At 73.2% G+C, this 17,726-nt stretch carries 19 protein-coding genes; 14 read left to right on the top strand and 5 right to left on the bottom strand.

Annotated features, from left to right (window positions below; translation table 11 throughout):
• Window positions 1–18: 18 nt before the first annotated feature.
• Both M8330_RS09300 and M8330_RS09295 read left to right on the top strand, forming a co-directional pair.
• Window positions 19–1,362: a TrkH family potassium uptake protein gene (locus M8330_RS09300; protein ID WP_250827096.1), complete on the top strand. Its 1,344-nt coding sequence runs from the start codon at window positions 19–21 to the stop codon at window positions 1,360–1,362.
• The gene (locus M8330_RS09295) at window positions 1,355–2,044 is read left to right on the top strand and encodes a potassium channel family protein (protein WP_250827095.1); all 690 of its coding nucleotides are present in this window, start codon (window positions 1,355–1,357) and stop codon (window positions 2,042–2,044) included. The genes M8330_RS09300 and M8330_RS09295 overlap by 8 nt, the downstream gene beginning before the upstream one ends.
• Before the next feature lie 22 nt (window positions 2,045–2,066).
• Here M8330_RS09295 and M8330_RS09290 read toward each other — a convergent pair whose 3' ends face one another.
• Both M8330_RS09290 and M8330_RS09285 read right to left on the bottom strand, forming a co-directional pair.
• Window positions 2,067–3,377, bottom strand: coding sequence for a DUF1501 domain-containing protein (locus tag M8330_RS09290; RefSeq protein ID WP_250827094.1), 1,311 nt, complete (start codon window positions 3,375–3,377; stop codon window positions 2,067–2,069).
• Window positions 3,374–4,960 (bottom strand): DUF1800 domain-containing protein, encoded by a 1,587-nt coding sequence (locus tag M8330_RS09285; protein ID WP_250827093.1) that lies wholly within the window; start codon window positions 4,958–4,960, stop codon window positions 3,374–3,376. The genes M8330_RS09290 and M8330_RS09285 overlap by 4 nt, the downstream gene beginning before the upstream one ends.
• 181 nt (window positions 4,961–5,141) lie before the next feature.
• Here M8330_RS09285 and M8330_RS09280 point away from each other — a divergent pair, with 181 nt between their 5' ends.
• From M8330_RS09280 to M8330_RS09255, 6 genes are all read left to right on the top strand, one after another.
• Window positions 5,142–6,707: a M15 family metallopeptidase gene (locus M8330_RS09280; RefSeq protein WP_250827092.1), complete on the top strand. Its 1,566-nt coding sequence runs from the start codon at window positions 5,142–5,144 to the stop codon at window positions 6,705–6,707.
• A complete protein-coding gene (locus tag M8330_RS09275) occupies window positions 6,700–7,140 on the top strand; it encodes an HIT family protein (RefSeq protein ID WP_250827091.1) in 441 nt (146 codons plus the stop codon). The genes M8330_RS09280 and M8330_RS09275 overlap by 8 nt, the downstream gene beginning before the upstream one ends.
• 18 nt (window positions 7,141–7,158) lie before the next feature.
• On the top strand, window positions 7,159–7,512 hold the full coding sequence (locus M8330_RS09270) for a hypothetical protein (RefSeq protein WP_250827090.1): 354 nt from the start codon (window positions 7,159–7,161) through the stop codon (window positions 7,510–7,512).
• 110 nt (window positions 7,513–7,622) lie between these two features.
• Window positions 7,623–7,970: a hypothetical protein gene (locus tag M8330_RS09265; protein ID WP_250827089.1), complete on the top strand. Its 348-nt coding sequence runs from the start codon at window positions 7,623–7,625 to the stop codon at window positions 7,968–7,970.
• 134 nt (window positions 7,971–8,104) lie between these two features.
• Window positions 8,105–8,908: an SDR family NAD(P)-dependent oxidoreductase gene (locus tag M8330_RS09260; RefSeq protein ID WP_250054045.1), complete on the top strand. Its 804-nt coding sequence runs from the start codon at window positions 8,105–8,107 to the stop codon at window positions 8,906–8,908.
• Between the two features lie 180 nt (window positions 8,909–9,088).
• Window positions 9,089–10,162, top strand: coding sequence for a DUF3048 domain-containing protein (locus M8330_RS09255; RefSeq protein WP_250827088.1), 1,074 nt, complete (start codon window positions 9,089–9,091; stop codon window positions 10,160–10,162).
• A gap of 37 nt (window positions 10,163–10,199) precedes the next feature.
• Here the strand turns inward: M8330_RS09255 and M8330_RS09250 are convergent, their stop codons facing one another.
• Window positions 10,200–10,871, bottom strand: coding sequence for a TetR/AcrR family transcriptional regulator (locus M8330_RS09250; RefSeq protein ID WP_250054041.1), 672 nt, complete (start codon window positions 10,869–10,871; stop codon window positions 10,200–10,202).
• Between the two features lie 157 nt (window positions 10,872–11,028).
• Here M8330_RS09250 and M8330_RS09245 point away from each other — a divergent pair, with 157 nt between their 5' ends.
• From M8330_RS09245 to M8330_RS09225, 5 genes are all read left to right on the top strand, one after another.
• Entirely contained in the window at window positions 11,029–11,583 is a 555-nt protein-coding gene (locus M8330_RS09245; protein ID WP_250827179.1) for a hypothetical protein, read from the top strand.
• 45 nt (window positions 11,584–11,628) lie between these two features.
• Complete coding sequence (locus M8330_RS09240; RefSeq protein WP_250827087.1) at window positions 11,629–12,198, top strand: YqgE/AlgH family protein; 570 nt, start codon at window positions 11,629–11,631, stop codon at window positions 12,196–12,198.
• Between the two features lie 139 nt (window positions 12,199–12,337).
• On the top strand, window positions 12,338–12,631 hold the full coding sequence (locus M8330_RS09235) for a DUF3039 domain-containing protein (RefSeq protein WP_250054036.1): 294 nt from the start codon (window positions 12,338–12,340) through the stop codon (window positions 12,629–12,631).
• 119 nt (window positions 12,632–12,750) lie between these two features.
• Complete coding sequence (locus tag M8330_RS09230; protein WP_250827175.1) at window positions 12,751–14,469, top strand: DEAD/DEAH box helicase; 1,719 nt, start codon at window positions 12,751–12,753, stop codon at window positions 14,467–14,469.
• A 172-nt stretch (window positions 14,470–14,641) separates the two neighbouring features.
• Complete coding sequence (locus M8330_RS09225) at window positions 14,642–15,292, top strand: IclR family transcriptional regulator (protein ID WP_250054035.1); 651 nt, start codon at window positions 14,642–14,644, stop codon at window positions 15,290–15,292.
• A gap of 28 nt (window positions 15,293–15,320) precedes the next feature.
• Here M8330_RS09225 and M8330_RS09220 read toward each other — a convergent pair whose 3' ends face one another.
• Window positions 15,321–16,622: an MFS transporter gene (locus M8330_RS09220; RefSeq protein ID WP_250827086.1), complete on the bottom strand. Its 1,302-nt coding sequence runs from the start codon at window positions 16,620–16,622 to the stop codon at window positions 15,321–15,323.
• Window positions 16,619–17,080: a MarR family winged helix-turn-helix transcriptional regulator gene (locus M8330_RS09215; RefSeq protein WP_250054033.1), complete on the bottom strand. Its 462-nt coding sequence runs from the start codon at window positions 17,078–17,080 to the stop codon at window positions 16,619–16,621. The genes M8330_RS09220 and M8330_RS09215 overlap by 4 nt, the downstream gene beginning before the upstream one ends.
• Before the next feature lie 55 nt (window positions 17,081–17,135).
• Here M8330_RS09215 and M8330_RS09210 point away from each other — a divergent pair, with 55 nt between their 5' ends.
• Window positions 17,136–17,666, top strand: coding sequence for a DUF1697 domain-containing protein (locus tag M8330_RS09210; protein ID WP_250827085.1), 531 nt, complete (start codon window positions 17,136–17,138; stop codon window positions 17,664–17,666).
• The last annotated feature ends 60 nt before the right edge of the window (window positions 17,667–17,726 follow it).

Here is a 17,726-nt window from a genome sequence, read left to right as displayed (position 1 = left end):
ATCCCCTACCGTCGTCCCGTGGCCCGGATCCCGCAGCGCGCGTTCCGACACCCGGCACAGCTCGTGGTGACCGGGTTCGCGGCGACCATCGCGGTCGGCACCGCACTCCTGATGCTGCCCGTCTCGCGCAGCGGCGAGGGAGGCGCCGGCTTCGTCACGGCCCTGTTCACCTCCACCTCGGCGGTGTGCGTGACCGGTCTCTCGACGGTCGACGTGCCTGCCTACTGGACGCCCTTCGGCCATGCGGTGATCCTGCTGCTGATCCAGGTCGGCGGCTTCGGCATCATGACGATGGCCTCGCTGCTCGCGCTGCTGGTCTCGCGCCGGATGGGTCTGCGCACGCGGCTCAACGCCGCGGCCGAGACCAAGGCGCTCGGCCTGGGCGACGTGCGCAGCGTGCTCCGTGGCGTCGCCGCGACCAGCCTGGCGGTCGAGGCGGTCACCGCCGTCGTCCTCACCACCCGGCTCTGGCTGGGCTACGACTACGGCTTCGGCCGGGCCGTCTGGTTCGGGGTCTTCCACGCCGTCTCGGCGTTCAACAACGCCGGCTTCGCCCTGTGGTCCGACAGCCTCGTCGGCTTCGCCACCGACTGGTGGGTGTGCCTGCCGCTGTGCGTCGCGGTGGTGCTCGGTGGCCTGGGGTTCCCGGTGATCCTCGAGGTGCTCAAGCGACGCCGCCACGCGCGCGAGTGGTCGCTGCACACCCGCATCGTCCTCTCCGCGACGCCGGTGCTGCTGGTGGCGGGGTTCGTGCTGGTGCTGGCCAACGAGTGGCGCAACCCCGAGACGCTGGGGGCGCTGGCCGCGCACGACCGCGTGCTGCCCTCGCTCACCGCCTCGGTGATGGCGCGGACGGCGGGCTTCAACAGCGTCGACATCGGCCAGCTCAGCGAGGGCACGCTGGTCGGCACCGTCTTCCTCATGTTCATCGGTGGCGGCTCGGCCGGCACCGCGGGCGGCATCAAGGTGACCACCTTCGTGCTGCTCTTCTTCGTCATCTGGGCGGAGGTGCGGGGCGAGGCCGACGTCCAGGCGTTCGGACGGCGGATCGGCGACCGCGCCATGCGCCAGGCCGTCACGGTGGCGCTGCTCTCGGTCGCGCTCGTCGCCGTGGGCACCATGACGCTCGTCGAGATGACGCCCTTCGGCCTCCACCAGGTGCTCTTCGAGACCACCTCGGCGTTCGCCACGGTGGGGCTGTCGACCGGCATCACGGGCCAGCTGGGCACAGCGGGCGAGATGGTGCTGGTGATCCTCATGTTCGTGGGCAGACTAGGGCCCATCACGCTGGTCTCCGCGCTCGCTCTGCGCGAGCGGCAGCGGCTGTACCAGAACCCGGAAGGAAGGCCGATCATTGGCTAGCTCGAGCAAGTTCTGGAACCGCAAGGACGTCGACACCGGCGGTGTCGTCGTCATCGGGCTCGGACGCTTCGGCAAGTCGCTGGCGCTGGAGCTCGTCGCGGAGGGCACCGAGGTGCTCGGCATCGACTCCGACCCGCGCACCGTGCAGTCGCTCGCGGGGCGGCTCACCCACGTCGTGGAGGCCGACTCCACCAACGAGGAGGCCATGCGGCAGCTGGGCGTGCAGGACTTCGACCGCGCCGTCATCGGCGTGGGCACCGACCTGGAGGCGAGCATCCTCTCGTCCTCGGTGGTGCTGAACCTGGGCGTGGAGCACGTGTGGGCCAAGGCGATCAGCCAGGCGCACGCGCGCATCCTGTCCCAGGTCGGCGTGCACCACGTCGTCCGCCCCGAGCACGACATGGGCAAGCGCGTGGCCCACCTCGTGCGCGGGCGGATGATGGACTACATCGAGATCGACGACGGCTACGCCTTCGCCAAGACGCAGCCGCCGAAGCGGATGACGGGGCGCGCGCTGGCGGACTCGGACATCCGCAAGTCCTACGGCGTGACCGTCGTGGGCGTGAAGCGACCCGGCGAGGCCTTCACCTACGCGACCGCCGAGACGGTCGTGCAGAGCGGGGACGTCATCATCGTCTCCGGGCAGCGCGAGAAGGTGGAGCGCTTCTCCGAGATGACGTGAGGGGGCGGGGGTCCGGCCGGGCTCACTGGCCGGTCATGACCCCCACGCTCTCGCGCCGGAACCCCGGGAACACCGTGGCCGTCGAGGCCGCGGTGCGTGCCGCGACCACCTCGGCGAGCACCGAGCGGTAGTCGGTGGTGACGCTCAGGTCGGCGTTCACGCCGGTCGCCAGGCCCGGCCAGGAGCCGTGGTACTGCCCGCCGCGCACCCCGGCGCCGGCCACCAGCATCACGTTGCCCCAGCCGTGGTCGAAGCCCCGGTTGGCGTTCTCGGCGACCCGCCGGCCGAACTCGGAGATGGTCACGAGCGTGACCCGGGAGGCCGCGTCCCCGAGGTCGGTGAAGAACGCGGCGATGCTCGCGGCGAGGTCGCGGGCGTTGTTGACCATCCAGCCGCTGCTGGAGGAGCCGATGTCGGTGTGCATGTCCCAGTTGCCGGAGTCGACGGTGAACACCGAGGAGCCGACGTCGGCGCGCACCGTGCGGGAGACGATCGCCAGCGCCCGACCCAGCGAGCTGTTGGGGAACGTGGCGGTGGTGGAGACGTCCTTGACCGCCTGGAAGTCCGAGGCCGCGGTGAGCGCGGCGCTCATGCCGTCGCGCATGGCGGCCCGGCCGGGCACGCTGCCCTTCCAGGCCTGGCGCAGGGAGCCGAACCGCGGGTCGCTGTTGCTCAGGCTGGAGGCGCCGCTGACCTTCACGCCGTTGACGTCGCCCACGGTCATCGTGGGCTCGGGCCCGACCATGGCGAGCGGGCGGCCGCCGACCGAGAGCCCCTGGAGCGGAGAGGTGAGGGCGTCGGTGCCCAGGAGACGGTTGAGCCAGCCGACCCGGGCGGCGGAGCCGGGGTCGGCGTCCTCGATCTCCTCCATGGCGGAGAAGTGCGAGCGGTTGGCCACGGGCAGGCCGGCGGCGTGGACGGCGGCCAGTGACCCGGCGTCCCAGAGGCCCTGGAGCGCGCTCATGGACGGGTGGAACCCGAACATGGCGTCCTTCATCAGCAGCCGGTCGGCCGCGACGCCGGTGTTCGGCCTGGCGTCGTAGTAGGCCTGGTCGCCGTGCGGGACGACCATCGACAGCCCGTCCGAGCCGCCGCGCAGGGAGACGACGACGATCGCGCTGGTCTCGGCCGCGGCCGCGATCGGGGCCTGGCTGACGACGGCACCGCCGACGCTGAGCGAGAGCCCGCCGAGCGCGGCCCCGCGCAGCAGCCCGCGGCGCGAGGTGGCCAGGCCGGGCAGCGCGACGCCCTCGGGGTAGCCGCAGGGGCGGGAGTCGGGCCCGGGGGAGCCGGGGAGGTCGGGGGAGCCGAGGTGCTGGGTGTCCGTGGTCATCGCGCGTAGTGCTCCGGGGAGTCGAGGAGGGCGGCGAGCATGGCGTTGAGGCGGTAGCGGACGACGATCGAGTCGGCGCTCAGCGACTCGTCCACGTCGCTGACCTGGGCGGCGGTGGCCATGGCGGTCAGGAGCCGGGCGTTGAGCGGGCGGTAGAGCAGCTCGCGGCACATGCGCTCGCAGATCTGGCGGAACGTGGCGGGCAGTGCCGGCAGCCAGGAGTCGGGCGTGCGGTAGACGGTGTCCTGGGTCGGGTACCAGCGGTTGGCGACGCTCCAGTGCGCCGAGACCGAGGCCAGCGCCCGCAGGGGAGTGGCGTAGTAGTCGGCCGTGAGCGGGGCGCCGTTGGGGGCCGGCCAGGAGCCGGTGGACAGGCCGAGGCTGCCCGTCCAGGAGCGCAGGACGCCGGTGCCGGAGTTGCCGTCCACGTGACCGGTCACCTTCATCCGCAGCGCGCGGAAGGTCGCCAGCAGGTCCTCGTCCACCGTGCGGAGCTTCTCGTCCACGGAGCCACGGAACTGCTTGCTGCGCACCAGGGTGCGCAGCACCGGGGCGATCCGGGTGTCGGCGTCGAGGTAGACCTTGGCCAGCTGCGTCACGAGGGTGCGCGGCGGGTCGTCGGAGACGAACGCCGTGGCCAGCTTGGTGGCCAGGTGGCGCGCGGTGTCCGGGTGGTGGGCCAGGTAGTGCAGGTACTGGCGGGTCACGGCGCGGCCGTCGCTGCTGCGGTTGGCGCTGCGGAACGAGCCGACCCGCACCGCGCCGGTGGCGTGGTACTCCGGCACGTAGAGGCGCTGCCAGGTGTCGTTGATGTCGACCCGCCAGCCGGTGAGGATCGCGGCGGAGCTCTTCACGTCGCGCTCGCTGTAGTGGTCGACGCCGACCGTGTGCAGCTCGAGCAGCTCGCGGCCGAGGTTCTCGTTGGGCGCGATCTTGGTGGAGATCGCCGCGTCCAGGTAGCAGAGCATCGCGGGGTGCAGGGTGGCCTCGGCGAGCATCTGGTCGAAGCGTCCGAGGGCGTGCTTGCGGATGAGGCGTGCGTAGCTGGGCCGCCACACGAAGTGCCCGTCCGTGGTCAGCGGCACGTGCAGGTGGTTCTCCCAGAAGGCGGTCATCACCTCGAGCAGCTGGCGGTTGGAGAGCAGCCGCTTGGCCATCACCCACTGGCCGTGCTCGTAGTACATGTCCCAGTTCGACTTGGTGCCGTCGCGGTAGCGCATCCACTGGTCCAGCGGCGTGCGGCGCAGGTCGGGCCACCAGCGGTCGGCGCGCGAGCCCGGGCCGTCCTTGATCCGCGCCGGCGCGAGCTGGGCGTCGAACCAGGCCAGGTGCTTGCCGCCGGCCACGGCGCGGGCCAGCCCGGGGGTGATGCCCCAGCTGAAGCGGTTGAGGACGTGGCGGCCCGCCGCCGAGGGCAGGGCGACCGGTCGCGCGCTGGTGCTCGCGGTCACCGCGGTGCTCGACTCCTTCGCGGCGTAGGGGGCGAGCGTCTCGTCGGTGGTGCGGCCGGAGATCGTGGCGAGGCCGGCGTCGGGTGCGTTCGGCTGCGTGCGGTCCTGCGTCTGGTCCGAGTACTGGTCCACGGCGGGGAGCTCCAGCGGGGTCGTGGTGCGCGGGACGGCCCCGTGCTCCTGTCGTAGGAGATGGTCCGGTCCACCGAATACCCCCGGGGGCCTTTGGCGGACCTTCATGGTTTCTTCACAGCCGAGCCGGCCCCTTACTCCGGGTGAGGCATGCACCCCTGGTGTGCGGCACACTCCGCGCATGCCGGTCCGCAGTCTCGGGCGACCGGGCCCGACTCCCTCCCGTCCCTCCCGCTCGCGCGTGCGGCCCCTGGCCCGCCGCGTCCTGACGCCGGCCGTGGCCTCCGTCCTCGGGGTCACCCTCGTCGTCGGTGCCCTCGCGGGCGCCGTCGGCACCGTCGGCACCGTCGGCCTGGCGGGCACCGCTCAGGCCGCGGGCACCACGCCGGCCGACCCCTCGGACTCCACGAGCCCCAGCGACCCGCCGGCGGTCGTCGCCACCACGCTGGCGCTCGCGCCCGGCTCGGCGCGTGCCGGCATCCGCAAGGCCGTGCGCCTCACGCTCACCGACGCCGACGGGCCGGTGGCCGGGGCGAGCGTGCTGGTCGAGCGCCGCACCGCCGACGGCTGGTCCCGGGTCGCCGAGGTGACCACCGGGGCCCAGGGGCATGCCTCGGCCCCGGTCGCCGTCGCCAAGGACCCGGCGCGCAACCGCGTGCGGGCGACCTTCGCCGGCGACGAGACCCACGAGGCCTCGAGCGCGGCCGGGAGGATCGTGCTCGTGCGCCAGGAGTCCCGGGTGCGGGTCTCCGGCCCCGGCACGGTGGTGGACGGACGCCGCGTGATCGTCCGGGTCCGCCTCGTGACCCGCCAGGGCGCGCCGCTCGTGTCGTGGGTCCGCCTCCAGCGGCGCGTCGACGGACGCTGGCGCAATCGCGCGGCGCTGCGCACGGACGCCGACGGGATCGCCTCGGTGAAGGTCTCCCCGCGCAGCGACTCGCGCTGGCGGGCGGTCGTGCTCCGCCGTCCCTGGATCGCGCGGAACACCAGCCCCGTGCACACCATCGACAACCTGCCCCCGGGCACCCGCGTGCGGCTGCCCGCCGCCGCGCCCGAGCCGCGACGCGACCTGCCGCGCCAGCGGCGGGCCGTGGGCAAGGGCGCGAACCCCAAGGTGACCCGCATCCCGGAGAAGATCTGGGCGAGCATGGTGGGCAACAGCTGGCACTACGGCTGCCCGGTCGGCCGCCCACAGCTGCGCCTGCTGCGGATCAACTACTGGGGCTACGACGGCTACCGCTACCGCGGCACGCTCGTGGCCAACGCCGACGTCATCGGCCAGATGGCGGCCGCCCTGGCACAGATGTACCGCAACGAGCTGCCGATCCGCTCCATGTACCGGGTCGACCGGTTCGGCTGGAGCAGCCGGGTGCAGGGCGCGGACGACTACGCCTCCATGGCCGCCGGCAACACCTCGGCCTTCAACTGCCGGCACGTGGTCGGTCGACCCGGCGTCACCTCGCCGCACGCCTACGGCCGCGCGCTCGACGTGAACACGTGGGAGAACCCGTTCCGCTCCAGCAACGGCCTCGTGCCCAACTCCTGGTGGCAGTACCACAGCCACCCGCGCGTGGCCTGGCGCTCGTCCTCCCACGAGGTCGTGGAGATCATGGCGCGCCACGGCCTGGCCTGGACCTACGGGCTCTCGGACACCCAGCACTTCGACGCCTACCCCTCGGGCGGACGACGCTCCGACGCGGCCTGGCCGAGCCTGCCGCGGGTCTGCAGCGTCGAGGTCTGTGACTGAGCCGGCGCCCGGCAGGGCGCGCGACTGCGTCTTCTGCGCCATCGCGGCGGGGGAGGCGGACGCCGACGTGGTGCTGGCCACCGACGACCTGGTGGCGTTCCTGGATCGCCGCCCCGTCTTCCCGGGCCACGTGCTTCTGGTGCCCCGACGGCACGTCGGCACCCTGCCGGACCTGCCGGCGGACCTGCGCGACCCGTTCCTGGCCGCCGCGCAACGGATCGCCACGGCCGTCGTCGACGGGCTCGGCGCGCAGGGCTCGTGGGTGTCGATCAACAACACCGTGAGCCAGTCCGTGCCGCACCTGCACCTGCACGTCGTCCCGCGCACCAAGGGCGACGGCCTCAAGGGCTTCTTCTGGCCCCGCCGCGGGTACGCGGACGACGCCGCCCGGGCCGGGACCGCGGCGCGGCTGCGCGCCGCGCTGGAGACCTGAGCCACCTAGGCTGGGGTCGTGGACGACAGACTGCCCGTCGCACCGCAGCGCCGCCGGCACCTCATGGACCCGGCCGCCCCGCAGCGCGACACCATCAACTCCGCGGGCATCACCCGGGTGCAGACGTGGGTGCTCTCCATCCTGGCGGTCTCCACGATCCTGCACCTGGCGATCGCGGTGCTGCTGGCCGCCTGGCTGGCCGGCCCCGACCACCTCGTCTCGCAGATCGGGCTGACCGTCATCTCCGGGGCCTTCGGCGTCATCGCGTTCGCGGTCGGTCGGCTGATCCACCGGGTGCCGGTCGTGAGCCCCGTGCTGCTGCTCGGGCTGCTGCCGATCCCCGTCGGCCTGGTGTGGTTCCTGCTGCTCTGAGCGCGGCGTGAGCCGGTCTCGTGCAGGGACGTCCGGCCCTGGTGCGAACCCCTCCGGGGGTTGATCCTGGTGTGGTCAGCCGACCCCGCCTCCGACCCACTGGAGCACCCGTGAGCACCGCCCCGGCCACGCAGCGGCCCCGTCGCAAGCACCTGATGGACCCGAACGCGCCGCAGCGCGACACCATCAACAGCCCCGGCACCAGCAGGGTCCAGACCTGGGTCATGTCGACCCTCGTCGTCTCCAGCATCCTGCACATGGCGGCCGGCGTCCTCGTCGCCGCGTGGTTCATGGACGACTCCCAGGTGGTCGCCCGCGTCGGTCTCTCGGTCATCGCCGGCGCCTTCGGCGTCCTGGCGGTGATGGGTGGCCTCGCCATCCACAAGCGGCCGGTGCTGACCTGGTGGAACCTGCTCGGGCTGATCCCGATGGTCGTCGGGTTCGCGCTCTTCCTCTGAGGCGTCCGCGCCGGTCCCGGCCCGTCGGCGTGGGGTCGGTCACGCACCGCCGAGCCGCCGGTGCCCTAGGGTCCGCGTCGAGGCCACCCGAGGGTGGCCGCCCACCGGCAGCAACGACGCAGCAGGAGCGACCCATGACCGACCAGTCCACCCCCACCGAGGCCACCTACGAGGGGCGCTACGCCGGACGGTCGGTGCTCGTCACGGGCGCCGCCCGCGGCATCGGTCTCGCCACGGCCACCCGGTTCGCCCGCGAGGGGGCCTCGGTCGCGATCGTCGACCTCGACGCGGGCGAGGCCGAGCGGGCTGCCGCGTCCCTGCCCCTGGTCGAGGGTGCCTCCGCCGTCGGCCTGGCCTGCGACGTGGCCGACACCGCCGCGGCGGCGGCGGCCGTGCAGGGGGCCGTGGACGCCCTCGGAGGGCTGCACGTGCTGGTCAACAACGCCGGTGTCACCCGCGACAACCTGCTGTTCAAGATGAGCGAGGCGGACTGGGACACCGTCATCGGCGTCCACCTGCGCGGCGCCTTCGCCATGAGCCAGGCCGCCCAGAAGGTGTTCGTGCCCCAGGCCTACGGGCGGATCGTGAACCTCTCCTCGACCTCGGCCCTCGGCAACCGCGGCCAGGCCAACTACAGCGCCGCCAAGATGGGCCTCCAGGGCTTCACCCGGACCCTCGCCCTCGAGCTCGGCCCCTACGGCATCACCTGCAACGCGGTCGCGCCCGGCTTCGTGGTCACCGAGATGACCGACGCCACCGCCGCCCGGCTCAAGATGGACGTCGGCGAGTTCCGTCGCCGCTCCGCCGAGCTGACCGCCGTGAAGCGGATCGGCCAGCCCTCCGACATCGCCCAGGCCATCACCTACCTGGCCTCCGAGGACGCCTCCTTCGTCACCGGGCAGACCCTCTACGTCGACGGCGGCATGACGCTGGGCTGACCCTGAACCGACTCCTGGGCTGTTGCCCTGGCCGCGGGCGACTCGCGGGGGCGGGCGTGACCTCCCGACGCCCCCGGGAGTTGCACACTGACGACGGTCCACACACCCTCCTGGGTGGGTGACCCGGCCCCGTGCCCGCCCGTCCTTCCCCGTCACCTCGCCGCAAGGAGCCCCGACACCGTGCGACCCACCCGTGCCCTGACCCGCCGCGGCACCGCCGCCCTGGCGGCCCTGGCCACCACGTCCTGCCTGTTCCTGGCCGCCTGCTCGGGCGACGAGGACACCCCGGCGGCCGACCCGACCTCGTCGTCCTCGGCCCCCGCCGAGCAGGACGTGGCCGAGGGCACCACGCTCGACGCCACCTGGCCCCTGACCGGCCTCACCGTGAAGAATGGCACCGCGGACAAGAAGTACCCGGTGATGGTCACGAAGATCGACAACACCTCGTCCTCGGCCCCGCAGCGAGGCCTGGGCTCGGCCGACATGGTCGTGGAGGAGCTGGTCGAGGGCGGCTACACCCGCCTCGCCGTCTTCTTCTACTCCACCATGCCCGACCTGGTGGGCCCCGTGCGGTCCATGCGCGCCAGCGACATCGGCATCGTCGGCCCGGCCGACGCGAACGTGGTCACCTCGGGCGCCGCGAACGTGACGATCAACCGGATCGACAAGGCCGGCATCACCTGGTTCACCGAGGGCGACAAGGGCTTCTTCCGCGACTCCGCGCGGTACTCGCCCTACAACCTCATGGACCGCCTCGACGAGACCGTCACCCTCGCGCGCACCGACAAGGCCGCCCGCCCGGACGACTACCTGCCGTTCGGCGAGATGAAGGAGAACCCGAAGGGCGCCAAGGCCGTCGGGCTCGCCGCCGGGTTCGGGACCCACGTGACCCAGTGGTCCTACTCCTCGCAGTCGCGCACGTACAGCAACGTCAACGGCTACGCCGCCGACGGTGACGAGTTCGACGCCGACTCGGTGCTGGTGCTCCGGGTCCAGGTCGGTGACGCCGGCTACCGGGACCCGGCCGGCAACTACGTCCCCGAGACGAAGTTCACCGGCACCGGTCAGGCGATGCTCTTCCACGGTGGTCGCGTCGTGCGCGGCACGTGGAACAAGAAGAGCCTGGAGTCGAACCTGACGCTCAGCACGGGCCAGGGCAAGAAGAAGCGGGACCTGGTGGTGCCCGCCGGCCACACCTGGATCGAGCTCGTGCCCGCCGACACCGGCAGCGTGAGCATCAGCGCCAAGCGCTGACCTGACAGGGTCCGCGCACGTCGGGGGCGCCCGGGGCTCAGCCCCGGGTGTCCTCGTCGTCGACGAGCGCCTGGAGGCCGGCGATGATCAGCCCGATCGCGGCCTCCACCCGGCCGGCCGCAGCCTCGGGGTCCGCAGAGGTCGTCACGGCCTCGCCCGCCGAGGAGAGCGCGCCGAAGAAGATCCGCGCGAAGGTGGCCAGCATCTCCTCGTCCTCGGCCCAGGAGGCCTGGAGGCCGCGCTCGCTGCTCAGCACCGCCCGCACGATGTCGGTCACGCAGGCGAAGGTGGAGCGCTCCTCGGACTCCCGGAACCGCTCGTAGCCGAGCACGGCCGGGCCGTCCTGCACGACGATGCGCCGGTACTCGGGCTCCTGGACGACGGTGAGGAACGCGGCCAGGCCGGCACGCGCCTTGTCCCACGGGTCGTCCTCGGCGTCCAGCGCGGCCGTGATCCTCTCGGCGGCCCGCGTCTCGACCGCGTCGAAGGCCTCGGCGAAGACCGCGGCCTTGCCGGCGAAGTGGTGGTAGAGCGCGCCCTTGGTCACCTCGGCCGCCGCGACGACCGCGTCGAGGGACGTGGCGCCGTACCCCTGCTCGGTGAAGAGCCGGGTCGCCTCGTCCACGAGCGCCTGCCGGGTGGCTGCCGAGTACTGCTGGCGGCGCGAGCGGCGGGAGCGGGGCTCCTCCTCGGTTCTGCTGCGGGGCACCGACCCATCCTAGGGACGCCCCGGACGCGGCCCCGGAGGCGGTGACGACGTGTCCGGGCTCACGGCGCCTCTCCGTTGCATACCGGGAGTACGTCTCCGTACTTTGGGTACGTACTCAGAGTATGTGAGTACCTCTCCATCCCCCTGAGGAGCACCGATGACCGCCACCAGCCACCGCCGCGGAGAGATCCTCCGCGCCGTCATCGCCGCCGCCGACCACCGCTGCGACGGCCTGCTGCCCACCGACGTGCCCGGCGTCCGCACCGCCACCCACCCGGCCTTCGCCGACGACCTCGACCTGCTCGGCGCCCTCCAGCTGCGCTGGCACGCCCGGCTCGCCGGCCGGATCGAGCGTGAGCAGTCCGCCGGCCGCAGCGCGGGCCACCGCACGCTGGCCGACGCCGTCGTCGCCGCCTGGCGCGCCACCGCCGACGAGATGCCCGGCGTCCGCCTCGTCCTCGACCGCGCGGCCACCGCGCCGGCCGACGAGCGCACCGCCGCGGCCTTCGCCCGCGCCCGGGCCAAGGAGCACGCCACCCTCGCCGTCGCCGCCGGCCTGGCCGGCACCTCCGACGCCGAGGACCCCCGCGCCCTCGCCGCGGGGGAGCGCCTGGAGGAGGCGGCCCGTCTCGGCTGGACGCCGGCGCCCCGCCGTCCCGTGGGGCAGCGCCGCACCCTCGTCGACCGGCTCCGGGCGGTCCTCGCGGCGTGAGGCTCGCCGCTGGTCGCGACCCCGGCCGGGGTGCACACTGAACCCATGGAATCCACGGGCGTGCCGGGTGCGGGGATGCTGCTGCTCGCCGCGCCCGACCTGCTCGACCCGAACTTCGCCGAGACCGTCGTGCTGCTGCTCGACGCCGACGACGAGGGCGCTCTCGGCGTGGTGCTGAACCGCCCCACGTCGGTGCCCGTGGACGAGGTCCTCGGCGGCTGGGGCGACGTGGTCGCCGCCCCCGAGGTGCTGTTCGCCGGCGGACCCGTCGGCCGCGACGGGGCCCTGGCGCTCGGGGTCGTGCCGTCGGGGCCCGACCACGGGCCGGTCGGCTTCCGCTCGGTCGTCGGCCGGGTCGGCCTGCTCGACCTCGACACCCCGCTGGAGCTGGTCACCGGCGGCCTGGACGGCCTGCGGATCTTCGCCGGCTACGCGGGCTGGGGCCCCGGCCAGCTGGAGGCGGAGCTCGAGGAGGGCAGCTGGTTCCTCGTCCCTGCCGAGGACGAGGACGTGTGCCGCGCCAGCACCGACGGGCTGTGGCGCGAGGTGCTCAGGCGCCAGCCCGGGGACCTCGCCTGGCACTCCACCCGCCCTGCCGACCCCGAGCTCAACTGAGCCCCTCCTGCGCCCCACCCGGCACCCCGCCGAGCCGTCCGACCGCCCGCCCGGGCTGACCTGCACGGCAGCCGACGAGGCCCGCCTCACCCCCGCCGCGGGGCGGGGGAGCGGCCCGTCCTGACGTACAGTGACGCCCGTGAGCACCTTCGGATTCGGGCCCGGGACGTCGGTCGACGAGCGGGTCGAGCAGGACCGCTCGACCCTGCCCACCGACGCGGGCGACCACGAGCGGTTCAGCCACTACGTGGACAAGGACAAGCTCACCGAGGCCATGGTCAACGGCACTCCCGTCGTCGCGCTGTGCGGCAAGGTGTGGGTGCCCAGCCGCTCCCCGGAGCAGTACCCGGTCTGCCCCGAGTGCAAGGAGGTCTGGGAGGAGCTCCAGGGTGACGGGGGCTCCGACGGCGACGGTGGGGGCTCCTCCGAGTGACTCCGCAGACTCCCGACCCGGAGTCGGGCCCGTCGCTGACCCCTGCCCTCACCCCCGCGTTCCCGCACCGTGCGGCGTGGGGCACCGCGCCCTCGCTGCGTGCCTGGCAGCAGGCCGCGATGTCGAAGTACTTCGACGAGCTGCCCAAGGACTTCCTGGCCGTCGCGACGCCGGGCGCCGGCAAGACGACGTTCGCCCTGTCGGTGGCCTCCGAGCTGCTGGGCCGCCGGCAGATCGACCGCGTCATCGTCGTGGCGCCGACCGACCACCTCAAGACCCAGTGGGCCGAGGCCGCCGACCGTGCCGGCATCCCGCTGGACCCGAGCTTCTCCGCCGGCAAGGGCCGCACCTCCGGCGACTTCGTCGGCGTGGCCGTCACCTACGCGGGCGTCGCGGTGAACCCGCTGGCCATGCGCATCCGCACCGAGCGGTTCAAGACGCTGGTCATCCTCGACGAGGTGCACCACGCCGGTGACGCCCTGAGCTGGGGCGAGGGCGTGCGCGAGGCCTTCGAGCCCGCCGCCCGCCGGCTCTGCCTCACCGGCACCCCGTTCCGCTCGGACGTGAACCCCATCCCGTTCGTCTCCTACGTCGAGGGCGAGGACGGCATCCCGCGCTCGGCCGCCGACTACGCCTACGGCTACGCGGACGCCCTGGCCGACCACGTCGTCCGCCCGGTGCTGTTCCTGGCCTACTCGGGCGCCATGTCGTGGCGCACCCGCGCCGGCGACGAGATCGAGGCGCGGCTGGGCGAGCCGCTGACCAAGGACCTGGTCAACCAGGCGCTGCGCACCGCGCTGGACCCGAAGGGCTCGTGGATCCCGTCGGTGCTGGCCGCCGCGGACAAGCGCCTCTCCGAGGTCCGCCGGCACGTGCCGGACGCCGGTGGACTGGTGATCGCCACCGACCAGGAGTCGGCGCGCGCCTACGCCAAGACACTGCGCGCGATCACCGGCGAGGCCGCCACGGTCGTGCTCTCGGACGACCCCACCTCGTCGAAGAAGATCAGCCAGTTCAGCGCGGACGACTCGCGCTGGATGGTCGCGGTCCGCATGGTCTCCGAGGGCGTCGACGTGCCCCGCCTCGCGGTGGGCGTGTGGGCCACGACGACCTCCACGCCGCTGTTCTTCGCCCAGGCGGTCGGCCGCTTCGTCCGCGCCCGGACCCGGGGCGAAGTCGCCAGCGTCTTCCTGCCGTCGGTGCCGAACCTGCTCGGCTTCGCCTCCGAGCTGGAGCTCCAGCGCGACCACGTGCTGGGGAAGAAGATCCGCGACGAGGACGACATCTTCGCCGCCGAGGACCAGCTGATGGCCCAGGCGAACGCGAGCGAGTCGGCCTCCGACGACCTCGAGGGCAGCTTCGAGGCGATTGGCTCGGAGGCGAGCTTCGACCACGCCCTCTTCGACGGCGCGCAGTTCGGCCACGAGGGCGAGGTCAAGGTCGGCTCCGAGGAGGAGATGGACTTCCTCGGCATCCCCGGCCTGCTCGAGCCCGACCAGATGCGCGAGCTGCTGCACAAGCGGCAGAACGACCGGATGCGCCAGACCCGCTCGAGCCGCGAGGCGACCCGGGCCGCGGCCGCGGAGGCGCAGGCCCGGACGGCGGCGGCCGCCGACGACCTCGCGGACGTGGCCACCCACGAGCAGCTGGCGGTGCTGCGCCGCGAACTCAACGGGCTCGTGGGCGCCTGGTACCACCGCACCGGGCAGCCGCACGGCGTCACCCACGCCGCGCTGCGGCGCGAGTGCGGCGGCCCCGCAGCGGCGGTGGCCAACGCCGACCAGCTGCGCAAGCGGATCGACCGCGTGCGGGCCTGGGCCTCGGGTCAGACCGGCTGAGGCAGACCGGCTGAGGCGGCCCGGCCCGCCCCGGACGGCCTGACACCTGTTGCTACCGTCCGGTATCCGAGGGTGGTCTCGGGGTTACCGGTCGCTCATCGTGACCGCTCTCTCAGCGTGTCCGCGGTCGATGCGTGGGGTCGGGACCCGATCAGTCCCTAGAATGGCTCTCATGTCCGCCGAGACCTCGCAGACCCTCGACCGCGGCCTGCGGGTCCTCTCCGTGCTGGCCTCCTCCGCGGGCGGCCTCACCGTGACCGAGCTGGCCGGCCAGCTCGGGGTCAACCGCACCGTCGTGTACCGGCTCGTCAGCACGCTGGAGCAGCACGCGCTGGTGCGCCGCGACGTGAAGGGCCGGCTGCACGTCGGCCTCGGCGTCCTGCACCTGGCGGGCGCCGTGCAGCCGGTGCTGCGCGACCTCGCGATGCCCGTCCTGCGCCAGCTCGCGGAGGACACCGGGTGCACCGCTCACCTCACGGTCGTCGAGAACGAGGAGGCGCTGGCCCTCGCGGTCGTCGAGCCGTCCTGGACCGACTTCCACGTCTCCTACCGCGTCGGCACCCGGCACCCGCTCTCCAGCGGGGCCGCCGGCAAGGCGGTGCTGCTCGGTCGCACCCAGCGCGACGAGATGACCTACGTGCTCACCAAGGGCGAGCTGCGCACCGGTGCCCGGGGCCTGGCCGCCCCGCTGCGCGACGTCGAGGGCATGGAGGCCTCCGTCGGCATCGTCACCCTCGGTGACCTCGACGAGTTCCGCGTGGCCGAGCAGGTCGTGGCCGCGGCCGCCGAGGTCTCCCGCCAGCTCGCCGGCTCCCCGGTCTGAGCCCGAGCCCGGACCGGGGAGGTCGGCGTCAGTCCAGGTCGCCGACGAGCACGGCCTCGGCCTCCGTGGAGGAGCCGACCTCGCTGTGCGGGGTGCGGCCCTCGACGGTGCGGCGGCCGGCGAGCAGCACGAGCGTGCCGATGAGCACCGCGACCGCGCCGAACACGAACGGGGCGTGGCTGTTGACGTCCTCGGAGAGCTTCAGCGCGACGTAGGGGCCGACCGCGCCGCCGCAGAAGCGCAGGAACGAGTAGGCGGACGAGGCGATCGGCCGCTCGACCGGCGCCGCGCCCATGACGGCCTCCGTGACGAGGGTGTTGTTGATGCCGATGAAGGCGCCCGAGAGCACGATGCCCACGATCACCACCACGGTGTGCGAGGTGAAGACGGCCAGCATGAGCAGGTCGAGGGCGAACAGGAACAGCATCGTGATGATCGCCGGGATCGTGCCCAGCGCGCGCTGCACCAGCGGCGCGACCGCGACCGAGGTGAAGGCGAGCAGGAGGCCCCAGCCGAAGAAGATCCAGCCGGTCTCGAGGATGCTGGCGGTCGGCAGCGCGAACGGGCCGGCGGCCAGGATCGTGAAGAAGCCGATGTTGTAGAAGATCGCCGTGATGCCGATCAGCAGCAGGCTGCGGTGGCGCAGGGCGCGCAGCGGGTCGAGCGGGGTCGTGCGGCGCCCCGTCGGCGGGGTCTTCGGCAGCAGGAAGGACGTGGCCAGCAGCCCGACCACCATGAGGACCGCGACGCCGTAGAACGGCCCGCGCCAGCTGACCTGGCCGAGCAGGCCACCGATGAGCGGGCCCGAGGCGATGCCGATGCCGAGCGCGGCCTCGAACAGGATGATCGCCTGCCCGGTCGAGCCCCGCGCCGCCATCACGATCGTGGAGAGCGCGGTGGCCACGAAGAGCGCGTTGCCCAGGCCCCAGCCGGCGCGGAAGCCGACGATCTGGCCGACGGTGTCGGAGGAGCCGGCCAGCGCGGAGAACACGATGATCAGCGCCAGGCCGGCCATGAGGGTGCGCTTCGGGCCGATCCGGCTGGAGACCGCGCCGGTCACCAGCATCGCGATGCCCATGATGGCCATGTAGCTGGTGAACATCAGCGAGACCTGGCTGGCAGAGGCGTCCAGCTGGGCGGCGATGTCCTTGAGGATCGGGTCGACGAGCCCGATGCCCATGAACGCGATGACGCAGGCGAACGCGACCGCCCACACGGCGCGCGGCTGGTCCAGGTAGGCGCGCAGGCCGGTGTGCTGCGGGGGCGAAGCGTTCTCGGCCGAGGCGCTCTCAGGGGGCGTGTGCTGGGCTGGTGTGTGCTGGGAGGTCACAGCTGTCCTTCCTCGGTGAGGTCGCGGAGCACCGCGACGGTGGTGGCGACGTCTCGGGCGTCGTGGCCCGCGCGGCTCAGGGCCCGGGCCAGGTGGGCGGCGTTGCGCTGCCGTCCCTCGGCCAGGGCTGCGCGTCCGCCGTCCGTGAGCCGGACGAGGCTGACGCGGGCGTCGTGCGGGTCCGGGGTCTTCGTGGCCCAGCCGCGCTCGACGAGTCCGGTGACCGTGCCGGACATCGTGGGCTGGGCGCAGTGGTCGAGCGCGGCCAGCCGGGAGACGCCGAGCCCCGGGCTGCCGGTCGCCTCCTGCTGGTCCAGGATCGAGAGCACCCGGAAGCCGGGCGGCAGGTCCTGGGCGGCGCGGATGCGGCGGACGAGGCGTGCGGCGTGCACGGCCAGGTCGCCGGCGAGCGGGGTCAGCCCGGCGACGTCCTCGCGCTCCTGAATATCGTTGACCACATCAACCGTTTTACAGAGGTTGCCTATGGGTCGTCCAGTCCGCTGGGATGTGAGCGTGGCTACCTACGTGGCGTTCCTGCGCGCGATCAACCTCGGCTCGACCCGCAAGTTCCCCAAGGCCGACATCGTGCGCACCACGAGCGAGGCCGGCTTCGAGGGCGTCGAGACCTACATCAACACCGGCAACGTCCGGCTGATGACGGCGATGCGCTCGCGCCCGCGGATCGAGGCCGCGCTGGAGAAGGCCTACGCCGCCGACCGCGGCTTCGAGGTGCCCACGATCGTGTTCACCCCCGGCGAGCTGGCGGAGGTCGACGCCGCCGCCCGGGCCGTCGAGCACGACGGCAAGCACTACGTGGCGCTCCTGCGCGACCTCCCGGACGAGGCGGGGCTGGCGGCCCTGCGGGCGCGCTGCGCCCCGGGGGAGCGGATGGAGGTCGGGGGCCGGGCCCTGCACTGGCTCGTGGGTGCCGACGGCGTGCACGGCACGAAGATCACCAACAACCTGATCGAGCGGCTGCTCGGCACGGTGGCCACCACGCGCAACCCGACGGTGATCGCGGAGATCTGCTCGCGCTGGGGCTGAGCGGGCTGCCGTCGTCCGGCGAAAGGTGTCTGCGGCAACAATCTTGACGGAATCGTTGCC

Source organism: Nocardioides bruguierae, from assembly GCF_023656415.1.
Classification (GTDB): Bacteria; Actinomycetota; Actinomycetes; order Propionibacteriales; family Nocardioidaceae; genus Nocardioides; species Nocardioides bruguierae.
This window is presented reverse-complemented; position numbering and strand designations above follow the sequence as displayed.